We start from the raw sequence: 25,366 nt of genomic DNA on the forward strand, positions 1-25,366 counted from the left end.
CTAACAATGCGCTCTTTGACCAGAGCAAATACATTCCGATTTTCAAACTTAATACGTCTGGATGCCTTTCCACAGCTTGTCTTTGTGATATGTCTGGCATTGATCATGTTCGGCCCGATCATCAATTTGCTTATCTGGACTGTGGCCGAGGTTTGGTATTTTCCTTACACATTACCCTCCCAATGGGGACTTAAATACTGGGATCAGGTGTTCAGCCCTTATAGTGATGTTTCCGGCTCACTAACAACCAGTATCTTGATTGCTTTGACCACGGTTGCGGTCTGTCTCTCCGTCTCAATACCTGCGGGTTATGCGCTTTCTAAGCAACAGATGCCTTTCAGAATATTCTGGATGCTTTTGTTTCTGATCCCTCAGGCGTTTCCTAACCTGACGGTGTACATGAACATAGCAAGAATATTCTACGACTTCGGACTCAACGGGACTTTTCTCGGGGTCGTCTTGGTACACAGTGTCCATGGTCTGATGTTTTCGGTTTGGATTAGCGTCGCCGCTTTTTCCGGCATAGACCCTTTGATGGTCCGGGCATCCAGAAACTTGGGCGCAGGCCCTGTCTATACCTTCTTCCATATCACTTTGCCTCAAGCGACACCGGGTATTGTGGCCAGTGGTATCTTCGTGTTCCTTGAATCACTTGATGAGTTCACCGGAACATTCTTTGTCGGTGCGCCAGAGATAAGCACCTTACCGCTCCTGTTATATACGGCAAGCATGGAAGGCAATTATCAAATCGCATCGATTACGGCGCTGATACTACTCGTCCCATCGATTCTGTTCATGTTTATTATCAGCCGATTTATATCACCAGAGATGTTGTCAAAAATTGGGCGGTAATAATAAATAAAACAGCATGATAAAGATCTAAACATTAAATTTAACCATTATTTTCCCGGTTAGAATTCAACGTCTCACCATTTAAATATCTGTAATTAATCTGAATATTAAAGATGGAACTTTAAAAATGAAACATATAATACCAACTGTTATCTTGGGTTTAAGTAGCTCAGTCTATGCAACCTCTGATGCTTATCAACAGCCTCGGTTAAATCTTTCCATGGTTCAAGTGTTGTCCAGCCTGGCAAATAGCTGCCAAGCGTTTGTCGCTGATACTGAAGTTGATCACAGTTTTGAGATTAGTGACCACCATCAATCTTTTGCACTGTCACACCAGTGGAGCAATGGTACCCATACCGCGTTTATTTCCCACTCCGAAACAGGCTCAGATGATGAGGGACAAATTCTCGCATTTCAGGTCACAGAAAGTATGTTTGATCCAAACCAAGACCTCATTTCCGGCCACGAAACCATGCCTCTTGAAGATAAAATTTATATTAGTGAGCAACACCCATCCGGTATTGCCTGGTTACCTGCGCCCACGAACAGCGCAAAGGATCAGGGTTATTTACTTGTCGCCTCTCAATATGAAAAAACGGTTCGCTTTCGTAAATTCACCATCGACGGCGACAAAGGACAGGTGGCGACATTGACTCAAACGGATCATAAAATAGAAGAAATCACAGATGTTTGGATTAACCGCCATGAAGATGACTATTGGTTAATTTTACACGACATGGACAATGCACAAGGTGCGGCGTACAAGGCATCGGTGGCAGATTTATTTCAATATGGCACCGATAACGAGGGTGAAATTAACATTCGCGCTTTCTCCTATGTCAACAGCTATACCTCACCATCCAATACAGGCTGTAACAAAAGCCTCGGTCAAAATGCTCAATTAGTCGAAGATAGTACGGGGAACTGGTATATCGTTCACGCCTATACAGACACCACATGTGGCGCAAATATGGGGACAAACCAAGTCAAAGCTTACCCTGCTTACTTTAACGATGACGGCACATTTAGCGTCGCAACCAGTCCTACCCCGGCAGCTTCAACCAGCGTGGGCTATTCCATCAGTGTTACCGACGAAGGAGCCGATGGCGCGACTGGATTTAGAGTCACGAACGACGGACGACTCGTGGTCTATTTGGGGGGACAATATGCATCTTTAGACGGGTTTGACTATAAAACGTATTTGAAAGAATGCCGTTCATCAAAATATTGACCACTCCTTAACTGCTTAACTGCTTAACTGCTTAACTGCTTAACTGCTTAACTGCTTAAAAATAGAATAGACGCTCACATGTTTTGAACGTCTATTCTTATTAACACCTTCAAATATAGCGTTATTGCATAATAACCAAGTAACTAAAAAGCGAATGAAAACTATCCCTAATTAGCTAAGCGGAGAATTAGCGTTTCCATTCACAAAAAACACTGCCAGATACTCCCATGGAATCAGTAAATCAAAGGAACAATAGCAATCGTATTCACGCACACAGTTTTCTGTTTAATCCCGCTATCAAGAAGTCCATCGCTTTGAATCAAGCTGGGCGTCAGATTACGGCGTGACAATCCCGAAATCATTCGCGAAGGTATCAAAAATACTCATCAGTTCGTCCAGCTTCTGGCTGTCTGAAACCTTGAATTTTCCGGCTTTGATCAGCTCTTCAAACGACGCTTTCCGAGCAAGTAAGTCCGCCAGATCCGATTGACTGAACGTCAGCGTTAAATCGGCGTGATCCAGTTGGCGATCCTGATACGTTTTCAGCACTGAGTTCGACAACAACATGGCATACTCACCCGATTCAGAATTCTGATCTCCCGAAACCTTCAGATTCACGGCCATGGTTTTACCTGCCGCTTTTTCAGGGTTCACCCGAACAGTCAGCGACTCCAGAACAGAGCGCACTGGCATATTTTTCGCGATGGCAGTGGTGTCTGGCGTAGGCGCAGGTTTAAATCCTTCCCGCAATTCTTTCGCACCTATCAGGTAGTTATTCCGCCACGGACCAGACTCAGACTGATAGCCCAGTTGCTCCATGGCATCGGCTTCTAAATACCGGGCCTGGGCATTCGACGGATCAGCAAAAACAACGTGATTTAGCAAAGTCACCGCCCAGCGGTATTCGCCCCGTTCAACCGCTCTTTGAGCAATCTGGACTACCTGATCAGCCCCGCCCATGGCTTCCACATATTTCGCCCCGGCTTCTTCAGGCGGCAGCGGGTTCAAATTGGCTGGGTTGCCATCCCACCAGACACCAAAATAGAAGTCGTAGGTTGCGCGGGCATTATGCGAAACCGTGCCGTAATAACCACGGTTGTACCATTCTTTATCCAGGGATGTCGGCAATTGGATACTGGCTGAAATCTCATTCGGGGTGTAGCCCATGTTGGCCAGACGCAACGTTTGGTCATGGACATACTGATACATGTCGCGGGTCTTCTCCAACTGATCTTTGATCTTCGCTTTCCCCCAGGTTGGCCAGTGATGCGATGCAATCATGGTGTCGGCTTTGTCACCATACAGCTGAATGGTCTCATCAATATAGTCCGCCCACTTGCTGGCATCACGGGTCTGCGCGCCACGTAGGGTCGAAATATTATGAATGGTATGCGTCATGACTTCTGAAGCCAGCAGAGTGTTATATTTCGGCATAAAAGCCATGAATTCTGCCGGCGCTTCCGAGCCATTCGCCATCTGGAAATCAAACTCGATCCCATCAATCTTGTGTTTTTCACCGGTTTTGTGAATCAGCAATGTTGGCTCAACAATTCCCGGCACACCGGTCGATGTCGTTTTGCCTAAACCCGCATCGACCAGGCCTCTTGGCCCAGGCTCTGCAAGGTTTCCGTACATGAAACTTGCACGGCGTGACATCAGGTTCCCGGCCAGCACGTTTTCAGAAATGGCATGCTCATAGAAACCTTCTGGTGCGACGACGGCGACTTGACCGGCATCGTACGCTTCCTTGGTGGTCACCCCCCAAATGCCGCCGAAGTGGTCGATGTGTGAGTGGGTGATCACCACCGCCGTCACCGGCAATTTCTCAACATGCTGATTCAATAACGCCAGACCGGCTCTGGCCGTTTCTTCGGAGATAAGCGGGTCGATCACAATCCAGCCTCTTTCACCCCGAATGAAAGACATGACCGACAAATCAAAGCCGCGTACCTGATACACGCCGTCCGTCACCTTAAATAGGCCCGCCTTGTTATTCAACTGAGCCATGCGATGCAATGACGGATTGATTGTGTCGATCTTCTGCTGCGCATCCACAAACTGATAAGCATCGAAATCCCAGACCACATTACCGGCTTTGTCGCGTATCGTTTTTTCTGGCCAGGTCGCAATAAAGCCTCGGCTCGCAGCACTAAAGTCATCGCGATTATCGAAATTCAAAGAGCTTCTGACCGCTTCATTTTTCTCAATGGTATAAATACTGGCAGGCTTGCTGTCAGGTGTAATCTCCATTGAGGCCATTACCGATTGCGAAATCAATGCAATCGACAGATAAACAACAGACTTTTTCAACTTCATTTTCTATCCTTATTTCCAGCAGCGCTTTTGTATTCATCACTTAAATATGTCGATACCCGTATACCCCGGATCAACACAGGTCAGGACGTCACAGATTCAGCCGAGGCTCAGTTGACGCTCTTAAAATGTCTGTTTAGTCTATCGACTCTCAATTGAACTGTTGGAAAGGCGTATTTGACTGAATGGAAAGTCATGTTGATTTAAACTTGTTACGGACCTTAATCCTGGTCTGTAAAGTGAAAAGCCTGAAGCTTGCATCTGTCAGGCTGGGGATTTCTGAAAGCGCCGTCAGCAAACAACTTTCCCGCCTGAGTGAACAATTAGACGAAGTTCTGTTTGAACGAACCCCGAGTGGACTGGAGCCAACACCCTATACGCAACACATTTTACCTCAGCTTCAGTCCTCACTGTCTGCCATTCAGACAACGCTCCGGAAGAAGTCGTTTGATCCAGCCCAATGTCACGATACCCTGACTATCGCCTTGCCGCTGATCACGCTGGATAAATTTGGTCAGCAAATCTATCAAAGCCTCAAACACGCTTTACCCAAAAGTAAGATCGTGCTCTCGAGCTGGAATCCAACCACCCTCACAGCTATGGCCCAGGGTGAAATTACATTGGGCGTCCATTACTGGAATGCTGATATTTCTGGTGAGATTTATCAGAGAAAAATTACCGATGATGAGTTTATCGTTGCGATCGCACAATGTCATACAACGGCCAATTTTGATGTCGTCAGAAACTGGCCGTTTATTATGCTGCGCAGCAGCGGTTGGAATGATTACAAATCGCCGTATTATGAAAAGTTCGTAACTTTGGGATATACCTTTGATTTTGAATATCAATTAGACAGCCCGCAATTGGCTTATCAGTTTATGAACAATGAACGCGTCGCGATTCTCACCACGCTAAAAAATATTCCGGCAGGTTTTAAGCGTATCCCGACACCGGACGCATCACGTTTTCAGGGCACGCTGTCCAGCTACACCCAACTTGTCAATCGGTCTAACCCGTTACACCTGTTTCTGCACCAGAAGCTGGTAGAAATTTTTACGGCAGCAGAGTAGCGTAGCAAAACCATTCCAAATCAAAAACACACGCCTATCGCGGTGTATTTTTAATATTCAACAACTTAATAGAAATTCACTATGGGGAGTTTCTAACAGTAATTACGGTTTTGGGGTGTAGCGATTAGCTTCAGTCAGAGAGGGGCCGTTTCATGCCCCCTAAGACTAGATGTGTGCCCTAACTTTGCATTTAAAGAATTTACAAAGTCACTTGTCGACTGGCCCCAGATTCACGAATAAAGTCATGATCATGACTAATGAGAATGAAGCCGCCACGATACGTCAGTAAAGCCTGTGCCAACATGATTTTCGACTCGATGTCGAGGTGGTTATCCGGCTCATCAAGCAACAACAAAGGTTGGGATGGTTGATGACTAACAATCAACATCGCTAACTTCATCTTCTCGCCGCCACTAAGCATGTAACCAAGACGAAATACACTGTCACCACGAAATCCAATACCTGCCAGCAATGTTCTGGCATCGCTCTCTTTCATTCCGTCGCAATGTTGTATCAAGTTATCCAGCAACGATAGCTCGCGACTAATTGTCCCGAAATGTTGGTCGAGATAATACAATGGCGTATTCAACTGCAGTTCCCCTTGTTGCAGCGAGAACTCACCTATTAGCGTTTTCAACAACGTTGATTTGCCACAACCATTTTTACCCATCAGATGTATCTTATCACTGGCATAGACTTGCAGCGTTATAGGTCGAACGCGACCAAAAGGTAATACGCCTTCAAGTATCGAGACCACTTTACGCAAGCGACTTTGACTGTCTGCCAGATACAGCTTTTGGCTTTTCATTTGCTCTTTTCTCGCTTGCAACGTCTGCTCTTTTTCTTGTAAGTGAGCTTGACGACGTTGCTCGTTTTTTTTGCGATTCGCCGCACGTGCCGTTGCTTTGTCTTTCTTTCCATCAAGTAAAATCGTCGCCTGGCTGCCCTCTTTACGTAACTTGTTACCTTGGGCTGCTCTTTGCTCAGACTTTTCTCGATTTCGCTGCGCCTGCTCTTCCAACTTTTTTTTCTGCTTATCAATGCTGGCGAGTTGTCGCTCTACGGCTTGTAACTCGATACGTTTCTGTTCGGCGTAAACATCGTAATTTCCGCCAAACACCTGCACGCCAAGCCCAGAAAGTTCCCAGATTTCGTCCATTTCACGTAATAACCCGCGATCATGGCTGATAAGTAAAATCGCCCCCTCAAAAACTCGTATCGATTCAATTAACCACTGCTTTGCATGAGTATCAAGATGGTTAGAAGGCTCATCAAGAATCAGCAACTCAACGTCGCTTTCAAACAACTGCCAAAGCTGTAATCGAGCTAGTTGGCCACCGCTCAGATGAGAGCATAAAAAATTGGGTTCTGGTGGTAAGCCCATGTCTATAAGTTGCTGAGTCAGTCGCAAGGATAAATCCCATTGCTCACCAATCACGTCGAACCATTGCTCTGCGCAATCACCTGATTCAATCTGTTTTAACGCTTCAATCACGTCGGCTTTACCTAAAAACTGCGCAATAGACAGCCCATCAGATAATAAATGCGATGGTTGCTGGCGATACACCGCGAAGGACTTTGGTAACGTGACCGTGCCACTTGAAGGTATATATTCACCACTCAATATCGCAGCGAATACCGATTTACCAACACCATTGCGACCGACCAACCCCACTCGGTTCTTTGTCATGGAGCATGACAATTGTTGAAACAACGTATCACCGTTATCAAATTGATGACTGATATTGTACGCCTGTAAGACTGGCATAATTTGCCTCCCGTATGACAGGGACAACAGCCGCAGCTAGACAGTTTTAGAGATGAGTTCTATGCAAACACACGCGCTTATTCAAGCGATGCAAATACCCAAAAATATGATTGCACAGAAATATCGGAAAGTGAGCTACGCCTACTAACCCTGTAAATCCAAAAATAAAATGAAAAATGGATGACAGGTTTAGTTATTCATGTTGGCGTAATCTCCTAAAGAAATGTTGGATGTAGAGTATGTATTTGGGAATAGCAAGTCAAGGCTAGCAACCATAACACCTTTCTGTACATATCCAAGTTAGCCATTCCCTAGATAAGTCACTCATAAATTGTATTAAGTATATTAAAACCGCCTCATAACTAGTCTTTGATTAAGTGAGATTTTTAATTTCCCCATGCCTGGCTAAGCTCAGAACATGCTCAAAATAAAGCCCCCGATTAGCGGAGGCTTTGATTCGTACACTTTTGCGCTGTAACAGCCTGTAGGGCAGATAGAAGTGCAAAACCAAAAGCATTCATTACTTTAGTTTTACAGCGGTGCCATACACCATAATTTCAGAGGCGCCTTCCATGATAGCGCTGGTCGTGAAACGGACATTCACGATAGCATCAGCCCCCAGAGCCACGGCTTCATCAATGGCTCGCTGGGTTGCGGTTGCACGGGCTTCATTCAGCATTTCCGTATAGCCACGGATTTCACCACCGAAGATGTTCTTCAAACCGGCCATAATGTCGCGGCCGACATGCTTCGACTGCACCACATTACCGGTAACCGTACCCAGAGTTTCGGCAATTTCTCGCCCCGGAATATCCGGAGTTGTCACATACAACATATCTGAAGCCTCGCTAATCAATTGTTATGATGCGGAATTTGACCGTTGATGCCACTTAAGGTTCAGGCTATCGCTTCACGGGCCGATTTTATTTTTCCGCCAGATACGTCAGAAATCGCGCCCATGACTTTCGGTCAGCCTCTTCCCGATAGCGATCAGACCCGAATACCGTGAATGCATGAGGCGCGCCACTGTAAACGATCAGTTCATTGTCCACCCCGGCTTTTTCGAGCGATTCCGACAACGCCACCAGATCTGTCATGGGAATGGCGGTATCGGCCGCCCCGTGGAACACCAAAATATCCCCTTTGGTCTGGCTGTAATCCTGCCCTTCAGGGGTTGCCAGACCGCCGTGGAAGGTCACAAAACCTTTCATGTCTGCGCCGGAGCGAGCCAGCTCCAGTACCGCTGCACCACCAAAGCAATATCCCATTGCAACGGCATCATTGGTATTGCCGCCCAGATTTTTTGCAGCAGCCAATGCCCCTCGCATCAGGGCGCGCATTTTCTCACGGTCTTTATACAACTCACCGGTATGCTGACGACGATCTTCGACCTCGGTCGGCCGCACACCGGCCCCAAACAGGTCTGCAGCAAACACCGCATATCCTTTGTCGGCCAACATCTGCGCCCGCTTCACTTCGTAATCAGTCAGTCCGTCCCAGTCATGCATCAGCAACACCAACGGCGCGTCTTTTCCCGGTGATATGTAATAGCCCTGATAAGGCTGGCCGTTAACTTCATAGGCCACTTCTTTGCCTTCAACGGCCCATCCGCTGGCTGCATACAACCCGCATATTGCCACTAAACACGCTGTTGCTTTTTTCATGATGCCTCTCCTGTCTGTGGTCGTCACTGCAATTAAGTGTAGAAAAAAACGGCACCTGTGAAGGTATAAGCTATAAAGGTTATTTATTAAGTGGCTGAATTGTGAGGTGGTAGCATAGCCGTCCTATCGCGTCGCGACGAAGACAGCTAAAACGTATAACGTTGCCATTTACCAAGCTGTCTCGAAACTCAACACTCCACACAGACTGGCCTGATGCCAGCGATAACACGGAATTACTATGACTGCGTTCTCAGACTACATCAAACTCGTTGGCCGGGGTGAGAAAGGGCGCCGCCCACTGACCCAGGACGAAGCCCGTGACGCCCTAACGCTGTATCTCGACGGCAAAGCCGAGCTGTTGCAACTGGCCACCCTGTTAATGCTACAACGGGTTCGTTGCGAAACCAGCGAAGAAGCAGCCGGATATATTCAGGCCCTGCGCAGCCGGATTGATCCTGCGTGGCAGGCTCTGGATGTTGACGTCGACTGGCCCTGCTTTGCCGGTAAGCGCCGTCAACCACCTTGGTTGCTGCTCGCTGCCAAACTGCTGGCTCAGAATGGGATCCGCATCATGCTGAGCGGCCATAAAGCCGTCGATGCTGTCAAATATCAGGTCGAAAGCGCATGTCCGTCATTGGGTATCCGTCAGGCCAGTACCCCGGATGAGGCGCGGCAAGTGCTGGCGACAGACAACATTTGCTATATCCCACTTTCCAGTTACTGCGAGCCTCTGGTTGATTTGCTGGCACTGCGTAACCAGGTGGGCCTGCGAACCCCACTCAACACGGTTGCCCGCTCACTCAATCCAACCGCGGCCCAATTCGGGATTCACGGCATTTTCCATCAGGGGTACGAGCAACTGCATGCTGAAGCCGCCCAGCTGGTCGGTGATTTGAACATGGTCGCATTCAAAGGTGAAGGCGGGGAAAGCGAGCGCAGCCCACGCACGGCATGCCGAGTGGCCGGGGTCAGAAACGGAGAGGTCTACCAGGAAGAATGGCCGACCTATCTGGAAGGCGCATCGGGGAAACATGGCGAGATCAGTGGCGACTACCTCAACCAAGTGTGGCAGGGCGAAGCTGTCAATCACTATGGTGATCACGCAGTCATCAGTACCGCAGCTATTATTCTGAAAATGATGGGTGTATGTCCGGATCAAGACAGTGCACTTGAGCAAGCCAGTACTTGGTGGCATCAGCGTCATCAGGTTTAGCGGTCGTATGTAGCGATCACAATGTTCAGTGCCAGTAACCAGAAAACGGGGAACAATACTTACGCGCAACTAGTAGCTAGATTTAGCTTTAATCTACCGATTCAACACAAATTAAAAGGGGCTGACCAATCAGAGCCGCCCCTTTTCACATTTGTGGTTCAGAGCTTTTGGTTTTAAGTTCTGGGGTGTAACTTGTCAGTCTCGGATATTGCCGTACGTGCCAATTTTGAACTGATCCACTTCCGCGGACAGCTCTGCCATTCGCTGTTCAATCAACGACATTTCGGCATGAATATCGGCAATGGCCTGTTTCGTATTACCTGCCAGTTCCAGCAGGCCGTCTACATCACTGTCCACGCTGCGGGCGGTTTGCGATTGTTGCTCAGAGGCAGCAGCAATGCTGGTATTGAACTCCGCGATCTCATTGACATGGCTAATCAGCCCTTCCACCAGCCCTTTAGTCTCTGACACGACATCCTGCGTCTGATAACTGGCTTCCCGGCTCTGCTGCATGTTGTCATACGAGATTTTGGCATTCTGTGAGATCCCCTCCAGCAGCTGACGTATATCTTCCGTGGACTGCTTACTGCGCTGTGCCAGCACCCGCACTTCATCTGCCACGACAGCAAAGCCCCGTCCCTGATCACCCGCGCGAGCAGCCTCAATCGCCGCATTCAACGCCAGCAGGTTGGTCTGCTCAGAAATAGCATTGATGGTATCCAGAATGGCCGAGACGCTGCCCATTTGCTGCTCCAGCCCCTCAATGCAGGTGTAAGTGTTATTCACGTTTTCCAACAGGTGCGAAGTAGACTCCATCGACTCCTCACTGTGGGTATAACAGGATTCAGCCCGGCTACGCACCTGATCGGTACTGTGCTGCGCCTCACTGGTGATTTCCGCCACCTGCTCACTGGTTTGGGCCATTTCCGTCATCGCCGTCGCGATACTGTCGCAGCGAGTATGCGTCAGCTCACTGTCCTCCCGCGCCTGCGCAATAAGTGCGACCATCTTAGTCATTTCGTCCCGGGTTCGACTGGCAACATCATGCGCTTTCTGCAAGGTGTCGGTCATGCTACCGGACAGGCGGTCCAGCTGACAGGCGATGCGTTCAAATTCATCGTTTCGGCCTTCGGCCAGACGTTGCGACAGATCCTTGTGTTTGGCCATCTCAGAGAGCTTATCAACAAAGTTGTCGACTCGGCGACTCAAAGCGCGTAGCGCAATGATAGTAAGGCAGATCAACGGAACAATGATCAAGGCGATCATCCCGCCGTATCCCATCAAAGCCCACTGATTTTGCGATTTATCAGCCTGAACGTGATGGATTAATTCGGCCGACAACTCATCACGCATCGCTTTCACCAACCCGATACGTTCAGTAGCCAGACGAAACCAGTCCGGAGCCGTCGGCCCTTTCAATGCGCTAAGATTGGCTTTCTGAGACAGGAAAGACTGCTGAATAGACGCCACCTGTTGCCAGGTTGAATGCCGCTCAGCACTGTCAAGGCGCGACAGCCATTCACCGGTCAGCAGCAACTTAGCCTGACGCAAAGCATACTGCTCAGCCTGAATAAATTCCGCGATTTGCGCATAGCGATCCAACGAGCTTTGCCCGGCAGCAAACGCACCATTCAACGCTCCTCGTGCCATCCCGGCTTGCTCTTTAATCACCAGCAACTGTAACAGCCCCTGCATCTGCTGTTTCAGCTCAGGATCCGTAACAAGCGATAACATCACTGACAGATTATCCAGCACCAGATGATTCAGATTGGAGTAATAAGCAAATGGGGAATCCACCAATTGCAGGCTATCGACCTGACGCCGAATCGACTGACGGCGATCCAGCTCCTGCTTTACCGCGGCCTGCAGGGTTTGAGTCATTTGCGGTTCGAGGTACGCCGGTGAGAAGTCCAACAGCGCTTGATAGGCTTGATCCGCTTTAACCCGTTGCTGTTTCAGTTGTTCAACCTGCGGTCCCTGCCCTTTGGCACCCACGACCCCGGCGGTTAACCCTCGTTCCACCGCAAACTGGTGGGCAACCTCATCATAAAGGTTAAACAGCCGGACCGTTTCTTCGGCTCGTTCAGATGCATCAAGCTCGTTGAGCAAGGTTCGGATATGTATTCCCGTTACTGACAATAACAACACTGTCGGGATCAGGAAGACGATCAACAACGTGCGTTGAATCGTCAGGTTTCGGAGCAGGTTATTCATAAGTAACCTCTTCTAATTAAAGGCAATCCATTGACACATCCAATGTAGCAAACCTGACGCGGGTAGGGTCTTTTTTGCGCTCACTATTTCATCAATTCATGATCATGCTCACCCGCCGGCAAAGCCGTCAGAGTGCAGGTTCTCGCACACAGCTTTCATCACTTAAAAAGCAAATGAAAAGAGAAAGAAAATCCCACAGACATACAGACACAACTGAAAGCACTTAATCGCCACCACTCTGAAGTGGTCACAAAACAAACAGCGCGCTGTGAAATTTACCATAAAGTTACCCACCGTTTTTGTGGATAAAGTTATTTATATCTTTATAATCAACATCTTATAAAATGCAACAGCACAAAACCGTTTTATTTGCATAAAATTGACAAAAGGATTTTGACAAACTGAGGGGCAAATAAGTGTTGTAAGTATTGTGTAACTGTAGCCGCTTCGGCTCGGCGGCATGAATATACCCCACAGTGGCATTCCTTGCAGGGCTGTTTGTTATTTCGATTTTTTCAGCCACTGCTCTTTCGTTATCTGATATAAGCAGTGCCGCTCTAAAAGGTGTCCTTTCGCCACCAATGGGTGACTAAAATCTTGATGTGTATTAACCATGCCCAACTTCAGCATTACTCGTTGCGAAGGTGTATTTTGCAACGTGGTAAAAGCATAAACGGCGGGTGCAGCTATCTCTTCGAAAGCAAACTCTAACGCTTTTTGCGCGGCTTCTGGCGCATAACCTTGTCCCCAAAAGGCCGATGACAACCGCCAGCCGATTTCAATAAACGGGACATTGGGAAATCCACTGTTCTCATCCTGGTAATGTAGCCCGACAAAACCGATAAATTGTCCTGTCGATTTCAATTCAACGGCCCAAAAACCCCATCCTCGTTCTGTAATGAGACGCCGAAATTTATTGGCTTGCTCATCACTTTCTTCACGAGAAAGAGTGGTAAGGAAATATCTCATCACATGAGGATCGGAACATAATTCAGCATAAGGCTGATAGTCTTCACTCTTCCACTGACGTAAAATAAGTCTGTTTGTTTCCATTATCATTCTTATATTTCAAGGTGGACGTTAAATTTGAATATACACATTCATTGACGCGACCACGCAATATACAAGGTTATGTATAATGCTGCAGTTCGTAATAAAATCCTGAACATCCCGCTATATCTGAGCTAGAACTTGCTTAACAAAAGCCGATTTTTTTCGACGATATTCTTCCTGAGGCCAACCTTCACAAGACATTTTGAGTTCATTGTACTCTTGAATTAACGAAGAATTTGCACGCAATGTATCGCGAAACACCAAAAAACATTCAAATTCAGAGCCATTGGAAACAACCTGACATGCAACCTCCTCATCTGCGGTTGATTCCAACATACAAAGTTCGGAAGTTCTGAGTGTGTCCACTTTCTCTTGAAACCCTAAAGTCGTAAGTATTTGGACGGCAAGTTCTAACTCGTTGGCCTCTACGCCGACAAAAATATCCAGATCACCTTTCGACACCGCCTTCGGTATTGAATATGCACCTATATGCTCAATAATTGCATCAGAAAGTAACTGTTGTATTTCGCGCTTGTATCGAAAAAACAACGCCTCACAAGAGGCTTGATATTGGTCCGCTCTGTAAAATTTCATATTTCCTCGGAAGGGCAAAACACTCTAGATATTCGGCCCCGTACCTGTGAGTCTGATTGATTGGGTGCTGTCGTGTAGTCCCCATTCAATCCTTAACATGAACATGCTCTTCAATAGCCTGCGCTTTTCACTCAATCAGGCTTTCATATTTATATCGAGTGTTTGATTCTTAATGAATAATGCCTCATTACCGAACGCAATGAAGCTTTAGGGAGCAGACTTAAAACAGGTTGCTTCATCGCCTTCATGTTTTCTTCTTACATGTTTGCTGCCGACATGTTTATGGCTTATGCGTCGATGCTTAAACGTGCGATACTTGCTGACTTGCCCGCAAGTCGAGCGGATCAACCATCCCGGCGGCAATAGCGATACCGACCAGAGCTGGCAGGTGATCGGCTTCAAGACGTTTCATGACTCGCGAGCGGTATAAATCGACGGTTTTGACACTGATTCCCAGCTGTTCGGCGATTTCTCTATTGGTATACCCTTTGACCAGCGGCAGAAAAATATCTTGCTCGCGAGGTGTGAGGGCAGACAACTTTTCCTGTATCGCCTGCTGAGTACCGTTACCTGTAACGGTGGGTTTATGATTGAGTGCCTGCTGAACACTGTCGAGCAGCAGTTGCTCATTGTAGGGTTTTTCAATGAAATCGACCGCGCCGGCTTTAAACGCCCGCACCACAATGGGTACATCAGCATGGCCACTAACGAAAATAACTGGCAGGTGGATACCCCTACGATGCATCTCTTCCTGCACATGCAGCCCACCCATGCCCGGCATGCGAATATCCAGCAATACGCAGGCATTAGCCTTGGGATCACACGCCGTCAGAAAATCCTGACCGCTGGCAAACGGCACGGCTTTTAGCCCCACCGACTCAAACAACCAAAGGGTTGAATCACGCATTCCCTGATCATCATCAACCACATATACAATCTGCTCACTCGGCATGTCATGCTCCTAACATCAAAGGCGAGGGGTTCCTGATACCCCGCGGCTTATCCTTGTCTGGCCTCTTCATCCTGACACCGGCTTTTTATGCAAAGCCAGCGACTTCCATTTTCTGGCATCACTTCTCTGTGTTGCTGCGCAGCGGCAACCAGCAACAAAACGTTAATCCTACCCCATTTGAGGATTCAACATCGAGACCACCGCCAAAACCTTCCACAATGGTGCGGCTCATTGACAGCCCCAGCCCCAATCCATCCGGCTTACTGGTATAAAACGGGGTGAACAACAGGTCATGTTGATCCGACCGGAGTCCGGGGCCTTGATCGGAAACCCGAATATACAACCAGTCGGCACAGGTACTGACTGTAATATCAACCTGCGATTCCTGCTGCGGGCGATGCTCCCAATTAGCTTCAATGGCGTTGCGCAGCAGGTTAATCAGTACTTGCTCCAGCAAAACAGCATCACCATAAACTGGTGGCAGCGTTTCCCCCTCTCCAGTTTTCATGGCACTCAAAATGGTCTTGGCGTGCAAGGTCTTTTTTTGCATGTCACCGTCTTCACCCTTTTCACTATCGATGGCACGATACTGAATAGTCACTTTGTGCCGACTGGCCTCCCAGGCACAGAGATCCATGGCTTCCCGGATAACCGTATCGATATCCAGCAATTGAATATTGCGAGACCCTTTGCGCAGAAAACTCCGCAGTCGACTAATGACTGCCGCCGCGTGGCTGGCCTGATCACTGATTAACCGAAGTCCCTCAGCCACTCGCACGGTATTGTCGGGAGTCTGCGGGAGGGTTTTCAAGTATCGCTGACTGGCGCTGGCATAATTCATTACTGCGGCTAGTGGCTGGTTTAACTCATGGGCAATCCCGGATGCCAGTTCCCCCATCGTCACTAGTCGTGCCGTGTGTGCCAGTTCGTCCTGATGGCGTCGTTGCTCAGCCTCGCGTAATTCCCGCTCTGTCATGTCCCGTGCCACCAGCGAAAAGTAATATTGCCCCCCGGCACCTTTGTGAGCCAGTAACACCAGTGAGGCCACGAAACCGGTTTGCTGGTTGAGCGGTAGCAGTTTCACTTCGGAAGTCCACGCCCCCAGCCGGATAGCCCCCGGCCAACCTTCCTGACGCAGCCTTGCAAAATCCTGTGGGGTCAGTAATTGCGCGAGATTTGGCAGAGGGCTCTGCTCGCAAATACCCAGCGCCTGACGAGCAGAAGGATTCACCATGGTCAGCTGCCACTGTGAATCAGTAAACAACACCAAATCAGTATTGGCCCTGACGACTTCCGCCAGTCGTCGGTTTTTCTCTTCGGCCCGCACTCTGGCCGTGATATCCCTTGAAATGCAGACGATTTCCACCACGTCACCGGTGTAAGTTTCCCGAATGCCGCGACATGCGGTTTCAAACCACAGGTAGTGCCCATCGTGATGGCGAATGCGGTAAGTCAGAGTCAAATAGCCGTCGCGTTCCAGTGCGTCGGCAGCCAGCGAAAGTGAGTGCCCCCTATCACGCGGGTGCAATAATTTTCTGACCGATAATCCACGTAATGCTTCTGGCCAGTAGCCCAGCAATGTCCACGATGCCGGCGAGGCATCCAGAAAACGGCCATCGGGAGTATGGCGAGAGATCAGATCGGTGGTATTTTCGGTGATCAGACGATAGAGCCGCGAGGCAACAGCGGCTTCGCGTTTACTGCGAATTTCCTCGGTCGCATCGCGACAACGCACCAGTACCGATGCCAGCGACGGTTCGGGAAGAAACTGCCAGAGTAAGTACTTACCTTCCCATTCCGATTCCACTTCCCCTATCGCCCTCTTCTGGTGGAGACAAGACGTGATCAGCTGTACGTAATTAACCGGTAAGAGGCTCTGCAGCGACGATTCTGGCCGGTGGGCCAGCAGATTCTGCATGGCGGCATTCATGGCTTTCGGAGTGGCTTGCCGGTCAAAACGCACGCCGGGCAACGGATCACTTTGCAGCAGCATCACTGCAGGTGGTTGCTCCGGGCGATTGGCCAATAACGCTTTGAGCATGGTTCCCATCGCGCCCAGCGGCTCGGCATGGCAAGACTGTTCAGTGGCGACAACCAGTACACCATGTCCATCTGCCGTTTGTCCGCCCGGCATCAGGGCAATCGCTCCCCCTTGGGTTATTCCGGCACGACGCAAACGCCCCGCCAGCCAGGTCTCGCCCTGACGGATATCAGGCAGTGGCACACAAACCTGTCTCAGTAGCTGCTCATGCAGAGTCGCGTCGCTGGCTTGAAGCGGATCGCCCTGTCCCGGAGGTAAGGCTGGACCGCCACCATCATGGGCATAGATCTGCTCATTCGGCTGCCAGCTTAACCAGTATGCCTGTTGTACACCGGGCCAGTAAGAGGCATAGCGACACAAGGCGGCAGCCTGTTCCGCTGCCGACCCTTGCTGCAATAAACGCAACCATAAATCGAGATAAAGCCGTGCCTGCTCGCTTTCCATGCCACCTTCCTAAGCCGCTGTTATCAATAACATTCTGTCTAAAACTTCCGAGGACTTCTGTATTCGGAGCCGAGATATAGTAAAAACACTATAAGACTATAGGCTATTTCCATAATCCTTACAGACTTGCTATAAATTACCACATGTTAAAAAAACATTAAATTTACGAAGCCAGTTTGATAACAAACTTTATCTGATAACGGAATAACCAGTAAGTAAGAGGGATATTACATGTCAATGTATGATATGGGTCTGACACCTTGCGCAGTTAACCACATCGCACTCACCCCGTTGAGTTTTCTGGAGCGCACCGCTGCCGTCTACCCTGAGTACCCAGCCGTCATTCACGGTTCCATTCGCCGCAACTGGTCAGAAACCTATCAACGCTGCCGTCAACTCGCCTCGGCTCTTTCCGGCCGTGGCATTGGCAAAGGGGATACCGTCGCAGTCATGCTGCCGAACATTCCGGCTATGTTGGAAGCCCATTTCGGCGTGCCGATGATCGGGGCGGTTCTGAACACGCTGAATGTGCGCCTGGACGCGGAAGCCATCGCGTTTATGCTGGGCCACGGCGAAGCCAAGGTACTGATCTGTGACCGCGAATTCCATGAAGTAATCCGCGACGCGCTGGCTCTGCTGGACAATCCGCCTCTGGTTATTGACGTTGACGATCCGGAATATGGTGAAGGTGAAGCAACCAGCGAACTGGACTATGAAGCTTTTCTGGCTGAAGGCAATCCGAACTTTGAATGGCTGTGGCCGGAAGACGAATGGCAGGCCATTTCTCTCAACTATACCTCTGGTACCACCGGCAATCCGAAAGGCGTGGTCTACCACCACCGCGGAGCTTACCTGAACTCGCTGGGTAACCAGATGACCTGGTCAATGGGACAGCACCCGGTCTATCTCTGGACCCTGCCAATGTTCCACTGTAACGGCTGGTGCTACCCATGGACCGTAACTGCTCTGGCTGGCGTCCACGTGTTCCTGCGTCGGGTTGACCCGCAAAAAATCCTGACCTTGATCCGTGAACATCAGGTCAGCCACCTGTGTGGCGCACCGATTGTCCTGAACGCTCTGATCAATATGCCCGATGAAGCCAAAGCAGCAATTGATCACCCGGTCAACGCTATGGTCGCCGGGGCGGCACCACCCGCCAAAGTCATCGGCGATGTGGAAAAAATGGGCATCAAGGTTACCCACGTTTATGGCTTAACCGAAGTCTACGGGCCTGTCACCGTCTGTGCATGGCATGAAGAGTGGGATGCGCTTACCCTGGAAGAACGAGCCACCCTGAAGTCCCGTCAGGGGGTTCGTTACCCGACCCTTGAAGGCGTAATGGTGGCCGATATTCAGACCCTCAAGCCGGTAGCCAAAGACGGCAAAACCATCGGTGAGATTTTCATGCGCGGTAACACTGTGATGAAAGGCTACCTGAAAAATCCGGAAGCCACCGCAGAAGCCTTTGAAAGCGGCTGGTTTCATACCGGCGACCTGGGCGTGTGCCACCCGAACGGCTATATCGAGATCAAGGATCGCCTGAAGGACATTATCATTTCCGGCGGCGAGAACATTTCGACCATCGAACTGGAAGACGTGCTCTACAAACACCCGGCCATTCTGGAAGTGTCCGTCGTTGCTAAACCGGATGAGCGCTGGGGCGAATCACCTTGTGCTTTCATCACGCTCAAGCAAAGCGAATATGCCACCGAGCAGGAAATTGTCGAGTACTGCCGCGAACATCTGGCTGGCTTTAAGATTCCGAAGACCATTATTTTCACCAACCTACCAAAAACCTCTACCGGAAAAGTGCAGAAGTACGTCCTGCGCGACTGGGCGAAAAAGCTCTGAACCACAACGCAAAACGGGGAGCACCCGCTCCCCGCTCTTTGCGGAAACGCAACGCATAACAATCATAATCCAACACGTGAACAAGGAAGACACCATGCAAGTTTATAAACGACAGCAGGGGTCCGAGCAGCCGTTCTGGCTACTGGGTCCTTTTAAGGTTCGCCTGCCTTTCATCCATTACCGCTGGGAGTTTGCGGAAATGCTTCAGGCGCTGATCATGTTTGTGGTCAGTCTGGCGATGATCCCCCTTTTAGAGAAATACCTCGGTCTGCCCTACGACATCGCACTGGCCTACGTTGTGGTCTGTGGCATCGGCTTCATGCTGCCGGCACTGCTTGGCGTTCCGTTTGTTCCGGGCTGGATTACTCCCGGCATTCCGGTCGTTCTGTTGTTCCTGGGTGACTTTAAGCCAGGGCCGGAAGCGATACAGGCCCTGTTTGCCCTGCAACTGTTGGTGTTTATCATTTTCCTGGTGCTTGGCCTGACCCGTTTAGGCTCCGTCATGGTCAAACTGGTACCGAATTCACTCAAGGGTGGGATCATCATCGGCGCGGGTATCGCAGCTCTGATGGGAGAGATTTCCAGCGGAGGCCGCCTGGCCGCCACGCCGATCTCACTGGTTATCGGCAGCCTGATCTGTCTTTACCTGATGTTCTCAGTCTCGTTCAAAGGGCTGCTGGAACGGGTTCCGATGGCGAAGAAAATTGTGAATTACGGCATGGTACCGGGCATGATTATCGCGATTCTGGTGGGCATCGCGGTGGGCGAATACCCAATGCCCGATATCCGCTGGGGCATTACTCAGCCAGATTTTGCCGGCATGTGGCAGTATCTGCCGTTCAGTGTCGGATTCCCGGGGCTGGATGTCTTCCTGATGGCCGTTCCAACCGCAGTGATTGCTTACATCATTGCGTTTGGTGACATCATTGTGGGCCAATCACTGATGCAACGTGCCGATGAGCTACGCACCGACGAAGTGATTGAAAACAATATCGATCGGGTACACCTGGTCACAGCGATTCGTAATGCCCTACACGCATTTTTCGCACCTTACCCGGGTTTGGCCGGGCCACTCTGGACCGCCGTTGCGGCAACAATGGCCGAGCGCTACAAGCATGGACGCGAAGCAATGGACTCTATTTACAGTGGCTCAGGTACTTTCTGGATCACCGGTTTTATTGCCCTGTTCGCGCTGCCGCTGGTCAGCTTCTTCCAGCCGGTACTGCCGATAGCCCTGTCTCTGACACTGCTGTTGACGGGCTATATCTGCCTGATGGTAGGATTGGAACAGCTGAACAACAACACCGAACGCGGCATCGCAGGAACCATGGGTGTCGTACTTGCTGTGTATGGTGCCAGCTGGGGTCTGGCGACCGGCGTCATTCTTTATATACTCATCGAACGCACGCATCTCCTGCGCTTTCGGGTCAAAGAAAAAGACAGTGAGGCCCTGAATAACGGCTGAGTGCCGAAAACAGGATAACGCCAGATTTGGCAAAACAAACGACTGGGACAGGCACAACCTGTCCCAGTTGCGTTTACCGTATGATGACTATTTAAACTATCAATAATAACGATTTCAATAACCACACTTTCAAGGAAGACAGTATGCGTATTCTCTCTACCCTGACCGGCAACAGCCAGAAACTGGACGGTGGTGCCATGTTTGGCAATGCGCCCAAAGCCCTGTGGAGCCGCTGGATGGAAGCCGATGAACAGAACCGTATTCGTTTAGGCTGCCGTGCCCTGCTGGTACAAGAAGCGAACCGCAATATTCTGGTTGAAACCGGTATCGGTGCATTCTTCTCCCCTGACCTGAAAGCCCGCTTTGGTGTTCAGGAAAATCACCACGTGTTACTGGAAAGCCTGGCGGCCCATGGCCTGAGCCATGAAGATATCGATATCGTGATACTTACCCACCTCCATTTTGACCATGCCGGCGGACTGCTTTCCGCCTGGCAATCGGACTCACCCAGTGAGCTGCTGTTCCCTAATGCCCAGTTCATCACCGGTGCCCGACAATGGACCCGAGCACTGGAGCCACATTCACGTGACAGAGCCTCTTACCTGAGCGATATCATGGAGCCACTCGCACTAAGCGAACGGGTTATTCTGGTCAACGACGATGGCTACGTGCCGGAACTGGGGCCTGACTGGCGCTTCCATTTCAGTGATGGCCATACCCCGGGGCAAATCCTGCCGGAGATCATGATGCCTGACGGCCCTGTCGTCTTCACCGGCGATCTCATTCCCGGCGCGCCATGGGTCCATTTACCTATTACGATGGGGTACGACCGTTTCCCGGAAGGGTTGATTGAAGAAAAAGAAGCCCTGTTGAGCGATTTGCTCTCCCGTAATGGCCGCATCGTCCTGACTCACGATCCGGATGTTGCCATGGGGCGAGTAGTTAAAGATGAAAAAGGGAAATTCACGCTGAGTGAAGCGGTGGCGGAAGTCAATGACCTGACTGCGTAGCCAAAACCACGTCAACAAAGCCCTGGACCATCTGCGTCCAAGGCTTTGGCGTTATAAACTTAAAAACATCCATAAAAACCAATAAATAGGTACCATCAGTGGTTTCACATAGAACGCCAGTCATCAAACCGACGAAGGCAGACACGGCAATCACAACAGCCACACAGCAATCTCGAGAGCGCTAAAAAATGAAAAGCCGCACCATTGCAGTGCGGCTTGGATTAAGAATTACTCTCTATCTCTATTCTGTTGTGCCTCATGTACCCGAACAACAGCACATCAAGGACGTTGATAATAACAACTTGAGGCTTCGCCACTCATTACGTTGAGTATGCCGGGTCCGATGCAGTCAATTCTTTAAATCGGACAATTGCGTCTTTGGCGAAGAAGTATAAACGTTTTGTTTTGTCACTTTCCAAATTGTCATCCAGGTTTGGTTTTTCATGCCTCTCCCGGTAAGGTTGATTCACATCAACCCGCTTCCTGTCGCCCTGAGCCTCTCCAGAACACAGCCCATACATCCGCAGGCTTGAATCGAACAGCTCAATGACAGGTCACAAATTAAATATGGTACGAAATTCTATTTTTGGCAAACTGAGTTTCGATCCTCGCTGCTCAAATTGTGATCCCATCGTGTAATTCACCGACCATCAAGTGCCGATTTTCGTTAAATAACTGTGTAAAATATCGTTTTCTTTGTTCCTTATTTGTCAAAGGCGCATTAATTACAATGACGGCACTTGCCACGACATTACTACGCGTTCCTACCGCACAAGCGGCACTGGCTCTGGCTACGACCGGAACAGGGCTGGCATGGGCGTTGTTTTTTCCGGCTCAGGCCAGCTGGATCCGCGGTCTCTTTGCGTTAGCCGGCGCAGGGCTGCTGCTGCCGGTTATTCTGAAGTACCTGCTCAACCGGGATCGGTTCATTCAGGATCTGCGTCATCCGCTATACGGCAGCCTTATGGCTCCTATCTCAATGTCGTTGATGGTTCTGGCCGATTATTTGGCTACCATTCATATCGAATGTGCGCGGTTACTCTGGTATCCCGCACTTACGCTCCATTTTTCTATGATGGTGTTTTTCTTTTTCAACCAGTTAAGAAAATTCCGTCTGACCCATCTCTATCCAAGCTGGTTCCTTTACCCGGTGGGCGCTATCAGCGGAACGCTGGCCGGTCCACTACTGGGCCACCACCAGTTCGCACTGACCATGACCAACCTGTGCATCACCATTTACTTTCTGATGCTGCCGGTCGTGCTTTATCGCCTGTGTTTTGCCGGACGAATGCCCCGCCCTGCCCGACCTACGCTGGCTATCATGGCTGCGCCGGTTAACCTGTCACTCACGGCATACCTGCTGAACGTCAAGCATCCTGATCCGGTGCTGACCGGAGCTCTGGCAGGTGTTGGGATTACCATGACGATTCTGGTTTATTTGTGCTATTTCGATTTGCTGCGCCAGCGTTTTCAGCCATCTCTGGCTGCTCTCACCTTCCCCTCGGTGATCAGTGCAGTGGCCCTGGAACGTCTGACCCAGTGGCTAAGCCAGGATTTTCCACACTGGGCCTGGCTTGAAAACCTGGGCATTTTTGAAATCATGGTGGCGACCGGACTGGTGTTCTGGGTCGGCTGGAATTACATCGGTATGTACTGGCCGCACGCCGCACCAAGCAAAATTATGCAATCAAATCAAAGCAGTTAGTCTCAATAAAGGGTTTTCGATAGAAAGCCCTTTTTTATATGTGGCCTTATACTTAGGGAGAAAGTGCCGGACCAGGCGGCACGAAACACAATCGATAATAAACCTGGCTTACCTGTGAAACGCTGTGGAGGTAGAGAATGAAATACCTGATGTTACTTGTGGCAGCCTTCGTTCTGGCAGCTTGTTCCGGACAGTCTTACGATACCGAGCTGGCAAAGGAAAGCCGATGGAAAGCGCTGGGCATTAAGGACGGTGAAAACGGGCGCCTGGTCAGAACCAAAGATGAACTCAATCAGCTAACCCCGCTGAAAGAAGACGCGTATGAACTCTATCAGCTGGGATACAGGGAAGGGATTGAAGACTACTGCCTGCCTTACAAAACTTATAAACAAGGGAAAAAAGGAGCGCAGTATACCGGCCAGTGCCTGAATACGTCTCATGAGCGCCTGGCCATTGAAGGATGGGAAGCCGGCTACAAGGAGTATGTGGCTGATCAGGACAATCAATGGCTGAACAGGGATTAAGGAACGTTGTTATCCCGCTAACCTCTTGGCCTGCGATCCAAAGTCATCGGATAGACCCCAATAGAAAATAGCGACCCAATAAATGAATTTCAGGCCGGGCATAGCTTCTATAAAGGGGCATCATCGAGTAATGAAGCCCCTTTATCCTCTCTTGGATGTATTGTCATGTTGGTACTGCCATGCGGCCTGCAGATGAATCTGGCTTATTCAGCTTGATCTATTCAGTCTGAGTCTGCTTTTCTGAGCACCGGTTCCAATTAAAAAACCACTCACTCCTTCATAATAATGCCGAAACAAGCTGCTACTGAGCCAGTAGATAACCAGCTGGTTCTACAGACTCGTCGGCTCAATTAACAAGGAGTGAAACATGGCAAAATTACTACAGGTCGATTTTGAATTTAATGGCCCTTTTGGTGAAGAAATGGCGAGGGCACTGACCGAACTGGCAGAATCGATCAATCAGGAACCGGGTATAATCTGGAAAATCTGGACAGAAAACCAGGCCGAGAAACGCGCAGGCGGTGTCTACCTGTTTGAGGATGAAGAAAGCGCTAAAGCGTATCTGGACATGCACTCAGCTCGACTGACACAAATGGGCATTCGGGATATCCGGGGCTACATTTTTGATGTCAATCAGCCGCTGACCGCGGTTAACCAAGGCCCTGTGGCATAGAGTAATGTCGCGTAACGTCCTGTGGCGTAATGTTCCACAGCGAAAAGCTCCGTAGCGTAAAGCCCTGTGACATCAATATTGGCCACGCCGGTTTTTGTGGACAATATTTTCCATGACAAGGCTTGCAACTTCAGCCTCGTCGAGATTTTCAGGACTCATCCAACGCTGGTAACCAGGAGGTTGGTATCACGTCACCCACCCGGAATACGACAGCCTTTTCTGGTACAAAAATTTACGGATACATGAAAAAACGGCCCTGAGCTTGCGCTCAGGGCCGTTTCCCGTTCCGTAAAAATCCTGTGTTCCAAGCAGGATAGTCTGGGTGCCCCCAGTATCAGGCCAACACCATCTTTCAATGCTATTGAGCCTTATACCACCTCCCTGAGAGGGAAGTAGTGAAAATGCTTTCGATTTGAATGTCTCAAATCTGGAGCCAATTTATCACATAATTTTATTAATGCAAAAATTATTTTAATCATTAACTGATTTTTTGAATTTCACCTTACCATGTGAGAATAGGTAACTGGGGCGGGATACATAGCTAAACCATCGCATGCCCCATCCTCGCCCCAGAAAACAGATGAAAATTCATACAAAAACCCGTAATAATGATCAAAAAACACCATCCTTGCCAGACAGTCGGCAATACGTATAGTCGTGCAGCAAAACAAGACTTACAGAAAAAGTTGAATGGTGCCTTGATAAACCATCACCTCAAACCAATAAACA

General features: G+C 49.5%; 19 protein-coding genes. 10 read left to right on the plus strand and 9 right to left on the minus strand.

Features of this window, described 5'->3' with window-relative positions; genetic code table 11:
* The first annotated feature begins 6 nt into the window (after window positions 1-6).
* Both C9I92_RS06515 and C9I92_RS06520 read left to right on the plus strand, forming a co-directional pair.
* Window positions 7-852, plus strand: a complete 846-nt coding sequence (locus C9I92_RS06515) for an ABC transporter permease (RefSeq protein WP_047885029.1) — start codon at window positions 7-9, stop codon at window positions 850-852.
* A gap of 127 nt (window positions 853-979) precedes the next feature.
* Complete coding sequence (locus C9I92_RS06520) at window positions 980-2,083, plus strand: hypothetical protein (RefSeq protein WP_047885028.1); 1,104 nt, start codon at window positions 980-982, stop codon at window positions 2,081-2,083.
* Window positions 2,084-2,419: 336 nt separating this feature from the next.
* Here C9I92_RS06520 and C9I92_RS06525 read toward each other — a convergent pair whose 3' ends face one another.
* Window positions 2,420-4,399 carry an alkyl/aryl-sulfatase gene (locus C9I92_RS06525; RefSeq protein WP_047885027.1) on the minus strand — a complete coding sequence of 660 codons (1,980 nt, stop codon included), beginning with the start codon at window positions 4,397-4,399 and terminating at the stop codon, window positions 2,420-2,422.
* Between the two features lie 182 nt (window positions 4,400-4,581).
* Between C9I92_RS06525 and C9I92_RS06530 the strand changes: the two genes are divergently transcribed.
* On the plus strand, window positions 4,582-5,466 hold the full coding sequence (locus C9I92_RS06530; protein ID WP_053061805.1) for a LysR family transcriptional regulator: 885 nt from the start codon (window positions 4,582-4,584) through the stop codon (window positions 5,464-5,466).
* 199 nt (window positions 5,467-5,665) lie between these two features.
* Here the strand turns inward: C9I92_RS06530 and C9I92_RS06535 are convergent, their stop codons facing one another.
* The 3 genes from C9I92_RS06535 to C9I92_RS06545 form a co-directional block, all read right to left on the minus strand.
* A complete protein-coding gene (locus C9I92_RS06535) occupies window positions 5,666-7,234 on the minus strand; it encodes an ABC-F family ATP-binding cassette domain-containing protein (RefSeq protein WP_047885026.1) in 1,569 nt (522 codons plus the stop codon).
* A 520-nt stretch (window positions 7,235-7,754) separates the two neighbouring features.
* A complete protein-coding gene (locus C9I92_RS06540) occupies window positions 7,755-8,069 on the minus strand; it encodes a YbjQ family protein (RefSeq protein ID WP_047885025.1) in 315 nt (104 codons plus the stop codon).
* 88 nt (window positions 8,070-8,157) lie between these two features.
* Window positions 8,158-8,898 (minus strand): dienelactone hydrolase family protein, encoded by a 741-nt coding sequence (locus C9I92_RS06545; protein ID WP_047885024.1) that lies wholly within the window; start codon window positions 8,896-8,898, stop codon window positions 8,158-8,160.
* 238 nt (window positions 8,899-9,136) lie between these two features.
* Here C9I92_RS06545 and C9I92_RS06550 point away from each other — a divergent pair, with 238 nt between their 5' ends.
* Entirely contained in the window at window positions 9,137-10,111 is a 975-nt protein-coding gene (locus tag C9I92_RS06550) for a glycosyl transferase family protein (RefSeq protein ID WP_047885023.1), read from the plus strand.
* Between the two features lie 195 nt (window positions 10,112-10,306).
* Here C9I92_RS06550 and C9I92_RS06555 read toward each other — a convergent pair whose 3' ends face one another.
* The 5 genes from C9I92_RS06555 to C9I92_RS06575 form a co-directional block, all read right to left on the minus strand.
* Window positions 10,307-12,325, minus strand: a complete 2,019-nt coding sequence (locus C9I92_RS06555; protein ID WP_053061804.1) for a methyl-accepting chemotaxis protein — start codon at window positions 12,323-12,325, stop codon at window positions 10,307-10,309.
* A 501-nt stretch (window positions 12,326-12,826) separates the two neighbouring features.
* Window positions 12,827-13,384 carry a GNAT family N-acetyltransferase gene (locus C9I92_RS06560; protein ID WP_047885022.1) on the minus strand — a complete coding sequence of 186 codons (558 nt, stop codon included), beginning with the start codon at window positions 13,382-13,384 and terminating at the stop codon, window positions 12,827-12,829.
* Window positions 13,385-13,498: 114 nt separating this feature from the next.
* On the minus strand, window positions 13,499-13,972 hold the full coding sequence (locus tag C9I92_RS06565) for a GrpB family protein (RefSeq protein ID WP_047885021.1): 474 nt from the start codon (window positions 13,970-13,972) through the stop codon (window positions 13,499-13,501).
* 301 nt (window positions 13,973-14,273) lie between these two features.
* Entirely contained in the window at window positions 14,274-14,924 is a 651-nt protein-coding gene (locus C9I92_RS06570; protein WP_047885020.1) for a response regulator transcription factor, read from the minus strand.
* Window positions 14,925-15,042: 118 nt separating this feature from the next.
* Complete coding sequence (locus C9I92_RS06575; protein ID WP_047885019.1) at window positions 15,043-17,409, minus strand: PAS domain-containing sensor histidine kinase; 2,367 nt, start codon at window positions 17,407-17,409, stop codon at window positions 15,043-15,045.
* 231 nt (window positions 17,410-17,640) lie between these two features.
* Between C9I92_RS06575 and C9I92_RS06580 the strand changes: the two genes are divergently transcribed.
* From C9I92_RS06580 to C9I92_RS06610, 6 genes are all read left to right on the plus strand, one after another.
* Entirely contained in the window at window positions 17,641-19,260 is a 1,620-nt protein-coding gene (locus tag C9I92_RS06580) for an acyl-CoA synthetase (RefSeq protein WP_047885018.1), read from the plus strand.
* Between the two features lie 94 nt (window positions 19,261-19,354).
* Window positions 19,355-20,725, plus strand: a complete 1,371-nt coding sequence (locus C9I92_RS06585) for a solute carrier family 23 protein (protein ID WP_047885017.1) — start codon at window positions 19,355-19,357, stop codon at window positions 20,723-20,725.
* Window positions 20,726-20,868: 143 nt separating this feature from the next.
* Window positions 20,869-21,735: an MBL fold metallo-hydrolase gene (locus C9I92_RS06590; RefSeq protein WP_047885016.1), complete on the plus strand. Its 867-nt coding sequence runs from the start codon at window positions 20,869-20,871 to the stop codon at window positions 21,733-21,735.
* A gap of 730 nt (window positions 21,736-22,465) precedes the next feature.
* A complete protein-coding gene (locus C9I92_RS06600; protein ID WP_047885014.1) occupies window positions 22,466-23,440 on the plus strand; it encodes a TDT family transporter in 975 nt (324 codons plus the stop codon).
* A gap of 137 nt (window positions 23,441-23,577) precedes the next feature.
* Window positions 23,578-23,964, plus strand: a complete 387-nt coding sequence (locus C9I92_RS06605; protein ID WP_053061803.1) for a DUF2799 domain-containing protein — start codon at window positions 23,578-23,580, stop codon at window positions 23,962-23,964.
* A 367-nt stretch (window positions 23,965-24,331) separates the two neighbouring features.
* Window positions 24,332-24,637, plus strand: a complete 306-nt coding sequence (locus C9I92_RS06610) for a monooxygenase (RefSeq protein WP_047885013.1) — start codon at window positions 24,332-24,334, stop codon at window positions 24,635-24,637.
* Window positions 24,638-25,366: the final 729 nt, after the last annotated feature.

The sequence above is a fragment of the Photobacterium ganghwense genome (assembly GCF_003025595.1).
GTDB classification, from domain to species: domain Bacteria; phylum Pseudomonadota; class Gammaproteobacteria; order Enterobacterales; family Vibrionaceae; genus Photobacterium; species Photobacterium ganghwense.